The sequence below is a fragment of the Vibrio sp. 1F253 genome, assembly GCF_041439295.1.
Lineage (GTDB): Bacteria > Pseudomonadota > Gammaproteobacteria > Enterobacterales > Vibrionaceae > Vibrio > Vibrio tasmaniensis_A.
In genome coordinates, this window is sequence record NZ_JBGONU010000049.1 from 20,425 (window position 1) to 34,101 (window position 13,677).

The window sequence follows — 13,677 nt, forward strand, 5'->3', positions numbered from 1 at the left end:
GGGTGACCTGTATTTTGTGCGTAGGATCATATAACCAATCTTCTGATCCTTGGATTAGTTGAATTATATGCTGAATCGATTCAGTATAAAAGCTGAAAGGATTCAGCAAAATCTGAAAAGTGACTTCAATCATCCTTTTGAATGGATTGAGCGCCATTTGTCGTGATTCAGCTTCTTGTTGTTAACGAAACTGGAATTACGACACGCAGCAAAACTATTTTGAAAACCAAAATCGGCTTTGCTGAATTTTTTTACACCGAATGCTGAACCGATTCAGCAAGCATAAAGCAGCGGGCAAATATTGCTCTAGACTGAATCGTAGCGATACACAAATTCTCAAGCGATACGCTAAAGAGGCACCATGCTTAAATTATCAAAATCTGACATCACTCTAGGCCAAACTGCCGAAGACAAATTCAAAGCAATCCAAAGCATTGCTGGCGACCTGACAGCTAAAGGTTTAGTTGACTCTGGTTACGTTGAAGGAATGTTGAACCGTGAAAACCAGAACTCTACGTTCCTAGGTAACGGCATCGCGATTCCTCACGGAACGACGGATACTCGTGGCCTAGTGAAAGAGACAGGCGTTGCGGTACACCACTTCCCTGAAGGTATTGATTGGGCAGACGGCAACCGTGTTTACGTAGCAATTGGTATTGCAGCGAAATCTGACGAGCACTTAGGCATCCTTAAGCAACTAACAAAGGTTCTAGCGGCAGACGGTGTTGAAGAGAAATTAAAGCAAGCGAAATCAGAAGACGAAATCATCGCTCTACTTAACGGCGAAGTTCAGCTTGAAGCCGACCTAGACGCTTCTTTAGTTCAGCTACTGTTCCCTGCGAGCGACATGATTCAAATGTCTGCCGTTGCGGGCGGCCTACTTAAAAACACAGGTTGCACAGACAACGCATTCGTTGCTGACCTAGTAACAAAAACACCGACTCACCTAGGCCAAGGCCTGTGGTTATTGGGCAGCGATAAAGGCGTAACACGTACTGGCGTATCTTTCGTTTCAACAGCGAACCACTGTGAGTACGAAGGCACACCAGTTAAAGCATTGGTGGCATTTGCTGCTTGTAACAGCGCGCACCAATCTATTCTGGCAAACCTAAGCAAGATGGTTTTCGAAGGTAAACAGCAACAACTGTTAACCGCTGACGCAGCGCAAGTCATTGGCCTTCTAAAAGGTGAAGCGGTTTCTACAGCGTCTCAAGACGACGACAACTGCGCAGTATTCAAAATCAAAAACGCACACGGCCTACACGCTCGTCCGGGCGCAATGCTAGTCGCTGAAGCGAAGAAGTTTGAATCAACAATCCGCGTGTCAAACCTAGATGGTGACGGAAAAGAAGTGAACGCGAAGAGCTTGATGAAAGTGATCGCTCTTGGCGTTAAACACGGCCACCAGCTTCAGTTTGTTGCTGAAGGTGAAGACGCAGCACAAGCACTTGAATCGATTGGTAAAGCTATCGCTTCAGGCCTTGGCGAAGGTTAAGGAGTCGATATGTCTGATAAACAAATCAAAGCCGTTACTGTAACGCTTAACCCTGCTCTAGACCTGACAGGCGCTATCGACGCACTTAACGTGGGTTCAGTTAGCCTAGTAAACAAAGGCTCTCTGCATGCAGCGGGCAAAGGCGTAAACGTCGCAAAAGTTCTTTCAGAGCTTGGCGCAAAAGTGACAGTGACTGGCTTCCTTGGTCGCAATAACGAAGAAGCGTTCTGCCAACTGTTTGAAGAGATGGGCGCAACTGACCGCTTCATCCGTGTTGATGGCGCAACTCGCATTAACGTGAAATTGGTAGAGAACTCAGGCCAAGTAAGCGACATCAACTTCCCAGGTGTTCCTGTTGATGCTGACGCTATCAAAGCGTTTGAAGAAACCTTGTTAGAACTGGCTGAAGACCACGAATACTTCGTGATTGCAGGCAGCTTGCCACAAGGCATCTCTCCTGAGCTTTGCGCTTCTTGGGTTCAACGCTTACACGATTTAGGTAAGAAGGTGCTATTTGATAGCAGCCGTGACGCACTTAAAGCCGGTATCAATGCGCAACCTTGGTTGATTAAGCCAAACGATGAAGAGCTGTCTCAGCTGTTCAATGCAGAACTGACAACTCGTGACCAATGCCAACACGCAGGCCAAGCCCTAAGTGAAAAAGGCATCGATAACATCGTGGTATCACTTGGCGCTGAAGGCGTGATGTGGCTAAACCAAGGTGAATGGTTACATGCTAAACCGCCGCGTATGCAAGTAGTAAGCACGGTAGGCGCAGGTGACACATTGGTTGCTGGTCTATGTTGGGGTCACATGCAACAGATGCCAAAACCAGAACTTATTAAATTCGCAACCGCCCTATCTGCTCTAGCAGTTTCACAGGTAGGCGTGGGTGTAACCAGCCAACAAGAGCTGGATTCAGTACGACAAAATATCCAATTACAGGCGCTTAGTGCTCCAACTAGTCAGTTAGACACAAGTAAATAGGACAAAGGGATTATTATGAATATTACCATCATCACAGCTTGCCCAAGTGGCGTAGCAAACAGCATCATCGCAGCCGGCTTGTTAGAGCAAGCTTCAAAAACACTGGGTTGGAACGCCGCTATTGAATGTCAATCTAGCGTATTGCCTAACTCTCCAGTATCACAAGACACGATCGACAGCAGCGATGTTGTGGTTATTGCTGCCAACACAAACATTGATAAAGCGCGCTTTGTTGGCAAAAAAGTGTACCAAGCAGCTATCTCTGAATGCACAGCAGATGCAAAAGCATTTCTAGAGAAAGCGGTAGCAGAAGCAACGGTATTAGACGCTTCTCAAGTTGAAAAAGCAGTTACCGTTACTAGTACTTCAACAAACTCTTCTACAACAGTAAGCACAGGCAGCAAGAAGATCGTAGCGATTACCGCTTGCCCAACGGGTGTTGCACATACCTTTATGGCAGCTGAAGCGCTGGAAGCAGAAGGCAAACGCCTAGGTCACCAGATCAAAGTGGAAACTCGCGGCTCTGTAGGTGCGAAAAACCAACTGACAGACCAAGAAATCGCAGACGCTGATCTTGTTATCATCGCTGCCGACATCGACGTTCCTCTTGATCGTTTCAACGGCAAAGCGCTATACAAAACCACAACAGGTCCTGCTTTGAAGAAAACAAAGCAAGAGATGGAAAAAGCATTCGCTGAAGCTAAGTCATACCAGCACACAGCGTCTTCAAATTCTGCGCCTGCTGATGAGAAGAAAGGTGTGTACAAGCACCTAATGACAGGTGTATCTCACATGCTTCCTGTGGTTGTTGCGGGTGGTTTGATCATCGCACTGTCTTTCGTATTCGGTATCGAAGCGTTCAAAGAAGAAGGCACATTAGCAGCAGCATTGATGACTATCGGTGGTGGTTCTGCATTCGCACTGATGATTCCTGTTCTTGCTGGTTTCATTGCATTCTCTATTGCTGACCGTCCGGGTCTGGCTCCAGGTCTAATTGGCGGTATGTTGGCTAGCTCAACAGGCGCAGGTTTCCTAGGTGGTATCGCAGCGGGTTTCATTGCGGGTTACGCAGCAAAATTCATTGCCGACAAGGTTCAACTTCCACAATCCATGGAAGCCCTCAAACCAATTCTGATCATTCCGTTTATCGCGAGTTTGTTCACTGGTTTGGTCATGATTTACATCGTTGGTGGTCCAGTTTCAGGCGTGATGAGCGCAATGACAGACTTCCTAAACAACATGGGAACGTCTAATGCGATTCTTCTGGGTGTGATTCTAGGCGCAATGATGTGTTTCGACCTTGGTGGTCCAGTAAACAAAGCGGCTTACACGTTCGGTGTTGGTCTATTGGCTTCACAAACTTACGCACCAATGGCAGCAATCATGGCTGCAGGTATGGTTCCGGCTCTAGGTATGGGCCTTGCAACTTTCCTAGTGAAAGACAAGTTTGAAGCAGGCGAGCGTGAAGCAGGTAAAGCATCATTCGTTCTTGGCCTATGTTTCATCTCTGAAGGTGCAATCCCATTCGCAGCGAAAGACCCAATGCGTGTTATCCCAGCATGTATGGCAGGTGGCGCACTAACGGGCGCTCTATCAATGATGTTTGGTGCACAACTAATGGCTCCACACGGCGGCTTGTTCGTACTGCTAATTCCTGGCGCTATCTCTCCAGTACTTATGTACCTAGTGGCGATTGCAGCAGGTACAGCAGTAACAGGTTTTGGTTACGCAGCTCTTAAAAAGATGAGCAATTCTAAAGTGACTGCCGAGGCTTAATCCCCCTACTCTGTTTAGCGGTTAAGGCTGACGAACAGAGGCTCTTGATAAAACAAAGGCTCCTCATTTGAGGAGCCTTTTTTAATGAATCACCTATACCCTCTGACCAAAACAATCCCCACGGTTACCTTTTGTTTACCTCGCCTCCTTTACTGTCCTTGATAAGAAAAATGAACCACAAGGAAAGAGCATGAAATTATTCGCTTCATTACTCACGACAGTCGGTATTACTGGTGTTGTCTGGGGGCTATTACATATTCAGCCTGCGATTGCGGATGCATCGACGGAGCAGCCAATCGCTGAGTTATCAACGAACAACTCCTCAACGAAACAGTCATCAACAAGTAAGCCGCTAACAAATAAGCCCGCAACTAAAAAACCACAAGTCACTGCAAACACAACTTTTCTGCAAGGTTTGAGCAAGACGATTCCATTAGAGGATGTTCCTGAGTTATGGGTGGACTTCTATCAGAGCCTCGAAGTCAATGACGAAAAGAGCGCACAACAACAAGTCATCGTGATCTATCAAGAGATCAGCTCTGATTTCAGCGAAGCAACAATCATGATTGGCTTCCCGACTCAGCAATCAAAATCAAATAAAAACAAGTCCTTAATTAAGCTCCCAAACAAAGCCAAAGGCACGCTTCTACTAGGTAAAGGCGAACATACCGAACAGGAATTAGCACAAGCTTGGGAAGGTATCGCGATATTAAAAGAAGTGGATATGGTTATAGAACATCACCAGCTGAACCAGCATGGTTTGCCAGATTCTAGTGAGTTATACGTCTATTATAAGAACAACCAGTAAAGGATTTAGTTATGAATTTCACTATGGATAGCATTGGGGATTTTCTCTCTCAAACATTCACAGAAACGAGCATCATCCTAACCGAAACTTGGGTAGATGATAATTTTCTGCTGCTTGCTCTGGCTCTGTTTATCTTTGAGCTTATCCGCTATGCCTTTAAGAAAAAGCTCAGCTGGAATATGTTGGGAGACAGCGCGACTAACTTAGTCACTTTGTTCTTCTTGTTGGTGACCCTTTTCTTTGTCGGGTTAGCCTATGTGGGCACGTTTGTTTACGCCTACGAGAATTTCAGCCTAACTCAGCTACCGATATCTGGTTGGACAATTCTGGGTTGCTTGATCTTGGCCGATCTCGCGTACTACTGGGAACACAGATTCTTGCACAGCAACGGTTTAGCTTGGGGAACGCACTCTGTTCACCATAGCTCGCCTTACTTTAATATCTCTGTCGCTTACCGATTCGGGCCTTTGGATTGGTTCTTCCCGTTCTTCTTTTATTTGCCGTTAATCCTGCTCGGATTCAATCCGTTTGTGGTGCTGATGTGTGAAACCTTTGTGCAACTTTATCAAACGCTATTGCACACCGAAACAGTTAAGCGCCTGCCCCGCCCTGTTGAAGCGGTGTTTAATACGCCTTCACACCACAGAGTGCATCACGCGACCAACAAGCAATATCTTGATAAGAACTATGCTGGCATCTTTATCATTTGGGATCGTATGTTCGGCACCTTCGCTAAAGAAGAGGAAGAAGTCAGATACGGTGTGTTCCCGAGAATCAACTCTGTGAACCCATTTAAGGTATATTTCCACGGCTACGTTAAACTGTGCCAACAGTTATGGCATGCGCCAAATTGGAATTATCGACTACAGCTTCTTATTCAGCCGCCTATTTGGGCTTGGAAAAGAGAACGAGAAACAAAGTAAGGACACTTATGAGCATTTACGCCCTGCTGATTGAAGACGACAGCGACTTAGCAGAAGCCATTGCAGACTATATGGAACTCGACGGTTTCGAATTCGATTTTGCTTACAATGGCAGCGCAGGACTCAATCTTGCGTTAGAGGGGCGTTATGACATCATCTTAACGGACATCAACATGCCCAAAATGGACGGGCTCGATGTCTGTCAATCTCTTCGCCAACAAGGTGTCACGACACCTATCCTTATGTTAACGGCAAGGGACACATTACAAGACAAAATCGCCGGGTTCGAAGTGGGTTCGGATGACTATCTAGTGAAACCTTTTGCGATGGAAGAGCTGAAAGTACGGCTTATGGCGCTGATACGTCGCTCTCAAGGATCGGTGACGTCACTGTCTGTGGCGGATCTCAAACTGGACTTAGACAAGCACCAAGCCCTTAGAGACGGCAAGCTATTGAAGCTGTCCCCAGTCTGTTGGCGAATGCTTGTGATGTTAGTGCGAAACAGCCCTAACGTGGTGAGCAAAGCCAAGCTTGAAGAAGCATGGGAAGACGAAATGCCAAGCTCTGACAGCGTGAAAGCGCACCTGTTTAAGCTTCGACAAGTGGTTGATGCGCCCTTTGACTCAAAACTGATTCACACAGTTCATGGTATTGGTGTTGTCTTGCATGAGGAGCCATCATGAAACACGCGAACATGAATCGAGTCAGTATTAAGCGCGACATCTATCTCTATTTATTTGGAATAGTGGTGTTACTGACTGCCATCTACAGTTTGATGGTTTCACAGAGCTACCACATCGGCCTCAATGAATCGGCAAAATATGGGTTCTTGTATGAATTGGAAGTCGCAGAGCAGCAATACATCGAAACAGGGCAACTACCCGACTACCAAAACCCAACATTCCAAGCCTTTCTAAGCTATTCAGATCTGCCGGCTAAGTTCCAACAAACCTTTGATTGGAAAGCGTTTGATAACGATGCGATTTATGAACATTACGAGCAATCACATAACAATGAGTCAGGCCAATACCTCTACGCCGCCAAACATCAAATTTCCGGTATCGACGAAGCTTTGTATATTATTTCTGAGTACGATGAAGCCATCTACTTGAATCTATTCGAGCTCAACCCACCCGATTCCGTCAACCAAATTAACAATGCCTTCATTGCCATCGGCGTCCTATTGCTCTTGGTGTTCTTGATCATTCGCCTTTTGATACACAGAGTCACCAAACCGATTATTACGCTATCAAAATGGTCTGAATCTCTGGATGTGGACAACACAGAAGGGCTGACTCAGTTTCGGTATAAAGAGATCCATAAGTTGGCTTCGCAACTGGTTAAAAGCGTACAGGGTGAACGCCAAGCCAATGAGCGTGAGAGCTTTTTCTTGAGAGCAGCAAGCCACGAATTAAGAACACCGATTGCCACTATTTCAGCCAGTGGCGATATGCTGGTGCGGTTATCCGAAAACATTCCAAACAGTGGTCAACGTGCCGTAGCGCGAATCCAACGTTCAGCCATCAGCATGAAGGCCTTGGTAACGACTCTGCTATGGATGAGTCGTAACAACGAGATAGAGACCAACTATGAGCAAATCAAGCTAGAATCCCTGCTCAATAATATTATCGAAAGCCAACGATATCTTCTAAAAAACAAAGAAGTGGACATTCAAACCAAGGTCGATCAAGGCGAACACTCCCTCCCCCGCGAGTTAACTGAGGTTGTGATCACCAACTTAGTCCGAAATGCATTCCAACACGGTGGCAACGGAGATATATGTATCACACTGACAGAACATCAGTTTGAGGTGATCAACCGTTTGGAAGATGAAAAACTAGCAAACGACTCTGAACAGCAAACCTCATTTGGTATTGGCCTAGAGCTCATTGATCGCGTTTGTCAGAACCAAGGTTGGCAGTTTACTCATGAAACTCACAACCATGAGTTCATCGTCAAAGTCATGCTGTAACGATTTGCCCAAATGGTTATTGGATGGTGACCAAAAGTTTACCCTTGCTTGGTTATGCTAGTCGCACAATCTAGTTAGGAGTAATGTTATGGGCACTTGGATTTTAGAAACACTGTTGTGGGCTGTGGTAACAGTCGCGGTTTGTGTCGCGATTTGGGGTCTTTACTTACCTAATATATTAATCGCATTAGGCGTGTCGGTAGCGGTATCGCTGTTACTGGGGAATAGCTGGAGAAGCTAGAATTTCGGCAAGAAGACGATGAGCAAAACGAGCTGTGCGCTGACACACCCGACAGCACCTAAGTTACTAAGTTACTAAGTTAGATTGTTAGGTACTCACTGTCGGGCGCAGAATTGAATTAGCTAGTCAGCGTATCTTCGAATACACCAAGCTCGCGACCAAGCCAGGTCGCACGTACTGTATGGTCTAGAGTTTCTTCACCGCCGGTTACTGGGTGAATCAACACCGACATGTCACCGCGTTCTTTTTCAAGCCATTCCACAATGCCCGACTCTTTGTTCGCAAAGTGAATCTCAAACATCGGCATTTTATGTGGCCCAACCAAACGCTGGATTAATGGGAAAGTCTCTAACACATCTTTACGTTCCGATAGAATTTTCTGACGCAGTGTTTCTGCCTGCTCTGCAAAGCGCAGAGGGAAATAGATATGACCGTGGTACATGGCACCATCCTTTAGAATTATGATGCGAACAGTTTAACCTGCTTTCTCTAGCAAGGACAGCCAACCAATGGCAGCCGAAGTACTAAACATCATGTAGAAGGCTGATCTAGCTGAAAGTTTCTAGAACATTGCAACAAAAACGCCACACGTAATTTAAGTGTGGCGCCTATATTTTAGCTGTAAAATGCCTTAGCAAGAATTAGCGTTAGTAAATTGAATCAACATTCAAAGGGCTGTTCTTTGGTTTCTCTAGTTTTAACTGTTCAACCGCACTAAGACCTTTAGAGCTAATTCCGCCACTATAAGACTTCGAGCCATCAGCATTAGTCATCGAGGTTTCTCCCACGTTCCAAGCAACAAAGAAATCACTTAAGTCATAGTTCGAAGCGTAGGAGCTACATACCATCATTAAGTCGCCACCGGTTAGCCCAGTATCTTTGGCACTACAATAGTTTTCAACCGCATCACCCTCTGTATCACCTCGAGCTTTACGGTGCATAAGTTTGAACATGTTCCAGCCTTCATCTTCACCATACACATCAGATTGGCTTGCGCCGCGTGTATACCAATCATCAATTGCAAAATTCGATTTTGCCCAGATTTTTAGCTGACCAAACATAACTAATCGTAAACCTGCATCACCATGTGACCACGCATGTTCATTATTAAGCTCTAGCCATTTAGGTGCTTTCTTAATATCCGATTTAATACGATCCATTTCAGGGTTTGCATTGCGCCCCTCTAACTCCTGCATATACAACGCAAGAAGGTTATTGGTCACTTCTGTACTACCAGCCGCTAGGAAAGGAGCTGATGCTAAGTTATGACCAACTTCATGCCACAATAACCAGTCGTTCACAGGGTTGGTTGGAATGTATGTCCGATTTGCGTTAAAGCTTGAATTCATCACTGGGTAACCAGAGTGAGCAGCACCAATCGAAATCTGCACGTCATTCACAAAACGATGGCGGAACGCCTTCAGTTCTGGATAAGTGAACCTACGGTGTAAACCAGTGCTTTGTTTCTCATCACGCCCGTAGAAGTCACTTGCAGCTTCAGCGAATCGATTCATATCTGTTGCGAATTGGTTCAAATCAGCGGATTCTAGATTCCTTATTGGTGTAGTGTAAATAAATGAACCCGTATCGATTTCTGCAATTGGTGCGTCTGCCGATTGAATAGTGTTAATCCACTGTCCCTCTTTCCACCAAGCAGCTTTTAACGCGCCCTCAATGCTAAACGAGACTTCACCAAGCTCTTTTACTTTCGGTTGAATGTAAATAAGGCCACCATATGGAACCTTGAAAGTTAAGCTCGATCCATTGTAGTCAAAGCTGGTTTGCATACGTGGAGGGCGTTTCAAACTCGTTTCGTGATTCGGCTTACCTGTAAGATCATCCGCCATCATTACAGTAATCGTTGCAGCGACACCATGACTAATCGTCACATCTTGTAGCTGAGGAGCCCATAAACCTGTCGATTGATTGTTCCCAGCCGAATACGTGACGCCCTTGCCATCTGTTTGGATAAGAACCGAACTTGACGAAGATGCACCTGAAGTTCGACCCGGATACATTGTGGTATCAACAACGATTTCATGATCCCAGAATGAGCGCCCCAACATAATGCGAGTCAGAGGTTTCTCCATGTAATTTAATGGATAGCTCGGATTCAACTGTCCCGATAACTCACCTTCGCCGTGTATCATTCCATTAGCGACTAACGACGCTTTTAGGTCAACAGGACACTGTGCTTCTAGTGTATCTGTTTGATGTAAGTCTTCGGTATAACAGTTAAGGAACTGAACAGCTTGCTTGAACCCCAACTCATCTTGTATGTCTGTTTCAAATCGGTATGCGTTGTCATTCCACATCCAAACAGACAGGTTATCAAACGCTTGATTCAATTCGCTGTTGGACAGACGCTTACCTTGAGTACCTTTCGTGCGATAGTAAATCTCGTGCTCGTAGAGCGCTGTAAAGTTAGAACCCAAGTTCGCTGCTTTCACCATACTGTCGACAATGGTTTTACTCACTTCATAGCGATCGAAATCGGCTCTATGATAAGCACCGCGAACAGTCACACCGTCTCCAGAACGAGTCTCTATACAGTTAAATTCGTATTCATACTCGTTCTTACAAATCTCAGTGCCAACGAATGCCGACTGCAGTTCTTTGATCGCCGCTTCACGCTCTGCTACAGATTCAACAAAGATACGTGCGGATTTTGCCTCCATTACTGTTACACCAGACGCATCAAGCACTGGCTTCCCTTCAGCGTCTAACTTAGCAACCTCATAAGTCGGGATTTCAAACTTGATTTTGGATTCATCTTCAATCCACTCAACCGTACCATCTTGATTTACCGTGAACGGAGGCTCTCCTTGGTTATCTTGAAAACGCTCAAGAACCACCATTTCCTTTTCACTCTTCACGTGAAGATTTGGATACGGCGCTTGGCAGTAATAAGAGCTACCGCAGAAAGCTTGGTTTGTTGGCGTAACGTTTTCACCACCTAGAGATACACCCGCGGCGTCCGCTAAGCGTCCAATAGGTTCAGGGTTAGTCGTTTGAATCGCATCCATAAACAAGATATTGCCACCGTCATTAACATAGTTAATAAGAGCCGTAATATCGTCTTGGTTTAAGTTAGGGTTATCCAAGTCAGCAACAAACTGGTTAGTCATGCCATCTTGAACCAACTTAGGTGGGTATGCCTGAAGGATCAAAATAGGCGTGGTGCTCGCATCCAAACCATCAAAGTCACCTGAACCGCGCTTTTCTACTGATGCAAAACCATACTGAGGACTAACAAAAAACGTGTACTGCTTACCCATTGTGGAGTGGTGATAAGCCGAATAAGCTTGGTCAATATTGGTGACTGCATTCATCCCAGCAATAGGCAGACCATTATTGAACCACTCAAACAAGTTCGAGAAAAACGACCTCATGCTGCCTTGGTCATCATGCAGTAGGTTTTCGAACGTCGAAACAGTGCACTGTTGTTTGTTGCTATCGATATGCAATGTTCGATTGGCCCAATAATTTTCAGGGCATGACAGAATACTTGGATATAAGCCATTACCCATGAACACGACCTTACCTTTGCCTATCTCGCCTGCTGTAACGAATGGAAAACCATAAGTCGCGTTGTCTTCAGAGACTAAAGGAATCGGCGGCATCGAGATGCTTGGGTGTTGTGCGATGTAAGGCTTGCCTTCACGAGTCCAGGCCTGTTGCTCACCAAAGTAAAGCTCACGGTTTTTATCAGTTCTTGGCATCATCACAGGGAATGCTCTGTTCGATATATTCAGAGCTCGCATACCACGGGTATAACCCGCTGCACCGTAAAAGCTACCATTATCATTGAATACATGGAATGTGGTGACGTTGTGAAAGATTTGCTGCAGAGACTCTGTTACATACTGACCAGAATCCATAGATAAAACGGCAGGTTGACGAACATAATCCATAAACTGAGGCGTTTGGCGCAGCTGCTCATCGATTACTGCCGTTAACCCTTGGCTAAACTGACCAACAAACTCATTAGGAAGTTCAAAGTCTGTACCCTCTATTAATCCCCCATTTGGCAGAGTTAGGTTAATCAGTTCATTTATAACGTTAGGGTACTTTGAAAAGGTATCTTGGACTTCTTCAGATATCTCATAATGACTTAGATGATCAACCGCGTAGCGCTCTAGTAATGACTGGATATTCGCCTTCTCTACCACATTATTGGTCACATCAGACAATTGATAAGCAATCTGATTACCCGTAATGGAGCCAAACTCAAACGTATCAATACCAAAGGCGATTCTGTCACCCCACAGGTACTCAAAGATACCCTCTTCATCCGTCACGCCCGTCGCGTTAGCCGAAAAGAAACTGATCCCAGAAATCGGCGTACCATTAGCATCTGTAAGCTTACTGCGAGTTAACACCTTACCTTCAACACTTGGCTTATAAGCATAGGTAGACTCCGCGTCTGCAGAAACAAAACCAGCGTTAAGGTTATTGTCCGCATTAGGGTCAACCGCAGGAACAACAGTAGTGTCTACGTGTGAACTAGGAGCCTTACCTACTTCATCGGTAGATTCTTCTTCTTTGGATGAAAAGTATGCATCGACAGCATCTTGATCATCAAGTTGCGAGAACACATCCTCAATATCAAAAGCATCCAGTTCTTTTAAACAGATAGCACTTTCTGTCTCACAAACATCAATTGATTCGAGTACTTTAGTAACGTTGTCTCCGTGTAATTCTGTCAACTCAAATGCCGCGTTAAGCCCATCATTTGAAATCGTGAACTCTGTTATCTCAGGGAAAGGAGCAGTGAAATCACCTAAAGTAAGGTGACCCAAGGTACAACTAAAACTCACGCCTTGTTTAACACTGAACGTTCCGTTTTCAAGATGAACGCCGTCACAGTACACATCTCCAGACACAAACGCCCCGCTCGACAACAGTGAACCGATGTAAGTTGTTGGGGGGATAATATCTGTAGGTGGAATAATGTCAGTCGGCGGAAGAATATCCGTTGGCGGAATGATGTCAGTCGGCGGAAGAATATCCGTTGGTGGAATGATGTCAGTCGGCGGAAGAATATCCGTTGGTGGAATGATGTCCGCTGGAGGCAATGTGTCAGGGGTGCCACCATAGGTTCGTGAATCGTCATTACATCCTGAAAGAGCCGTGGATATGATAGCCAGCGCAATTATGTTTTTTTTCATTGAGCGATGTTAATCGTAGTTTAAAATGGACCGCTATCTTATCGATTTACTCCACCTCGATGACTATTGTTTTTTGTCTTAACGATAAAAGCACCCACCAATAAGCAATTGAATTTTAAATAAAAAACAAATTTGAGATCCTTATTCCAACTGCGAAACATTCCAGTACCTAATACAAAAAAATGCCATACCTCGTTAGAGATACAGCATTTCAATTAGCCATTAACATTAAGACCGATAGGGTATATCTTGATCCGCACCAGCAGTTTTGGACACTGAGTTAAGTGAGTACAATCACTAATGA

At 45.2% G+C, this 13,677-nt stretch carries 10 protein-coding genes; 8 read left to right on the forward strand and 2 right to left on the reverse strand.

Features of this window, described 5'->3' with window-relative positions:
- Positions 1–361 precede the first annotated feature (361 nt).
- The 8 genes from fruB to ACED28_RS19080 all read left to right on the forward strand — a co-directional run bounded on the left by fruB (position 362) and on the right by ACED28_RS19080 (position 8,202).
- Positions 362–1,495 carry a fused PTS fructose transporter subunit IIA/HPr protein gene (gene fruB / locus ACED28_RS19045; RefSeq protein ID WP_371710474.1) on the forward strand — a complete coding sequence of 378 codons (1,134 nt, stop codon included), beginning with the start codon at positions 362–364 and terminating at the stop codon, positions 1,493–1,495.
- Between the two features lie 9 nt (positions 1,496–1,504).
- On the forward strand, positions 1,505–2,482 hold the full coding sequence (pfkB, locus tag ACED28_RS19050; protein WP_371710475.1) for a 1-phosphofructokinase: 978 nt from the start codon (positions 1,505–1,507) through the stop codon (positions 2,480–2,482).
- 15 nt (positions 2,483–2,497) lie between these two features.
- The gene (gene fruA / locus ACED28_RS19055; protein WP_371710476.1) at positions 2,498–4,258 is read left to right on the forward strand and encodes a PTS fructose transporter subunit IIBC; all 1,761 of its coding nucleotides are present in this window, start codon (positions 2,498–2,500) and stop codon (positions 4,256–4,258) included.
- 190 nt (positions 4,259–4,448) lie between these two features.
- A complete protein-coding gene (locus ACED28_RS19060) occupies positions 4,449–5,066 on the forward strand; it encodes a hypothetical protein (protein ID WP_371710477.1) in 618 nt (205 codons plus the stop codon).
- Between the two features lie 11 nt (positions 5,067–5,077).
- A complete protein-coding gene (locus ACED28_RS19065; RefSeq protein WP_371710478.1) occupies positions 5,078–5,989 on the forward strand; it encodes a sterol desaturase family protein in 912 nt (303 codons plus the stop codon).
- A gap of 8 nt (positions 5,990–5,997) precedes the next feature.
- A complete protein-coding gene (locus tag ACED28_RS19070; RefSeq protein WP_371710479.1) occupies positions 5,998–6,672 on the forward strand; it encodes a response regulator transcription factor in 675 nt (224 codons plus the stop codon).
- The gene (locus ACED28_RS19075) at positions 6,669–7,961 is read left to right on the forward strand and encodes a sensor histidine kinase (protein ID WP_371710480.1); all 1,293 of its coding nucleotides are present in this window, start codon (positions 6,669–6,671) and stop codon (positions 7,959–7,961) included. Before ACED28_RS19070 ends, ACED28_RS19075 begins: the two co-directional genes overlap by 4 nt.
- Positions 7,962–8,049: 88 nt before the next feature.
- Entirely contained in the window at positions 8,050–8,202 is a 153-nt protein-coding gene (locus ACED28_RS19080) for a hypothetical protein (protein ID WP_009844874.1), read from the forward strand.
- Between the two features lie 118 nt (positions 8,203–8,320).
- Here ACED28_RS19080 and ACED28_RS19085 read toward each other — a convergent pair whose 3' ends face one another.
- Both ACED28_RS19085 and ACED28_RS19090 read right to left on the reverse strand, forming a co-directional pair.
- Positions 8,321–8,644, reverse strand: a complete 324-nt coding sequence (locus ACED28_RS19085) for a DOPA 4,5-dioxygenase family protein (RefSeq protein ID WP_017103393.1) — start codon at positions 8,642–8,644, stop codon at positions 8,321–8,323.
- Between the two features lie 205 nt (positions 8,645–8,849).
- Positions 8,850–13,373, reverse strand: a complete 4,524-nt coding sequence (locus ACED28_RS19090; RefSeq protein WP_371710482.1) for an SslE/AcfD family lipoprotein zinc metalloprotease — start codon at positions 13,371–13,373, stop codon at positions 8,850–8,852.
- Positions 13,374–13,677: the final 304 nt, after the last annotated feature.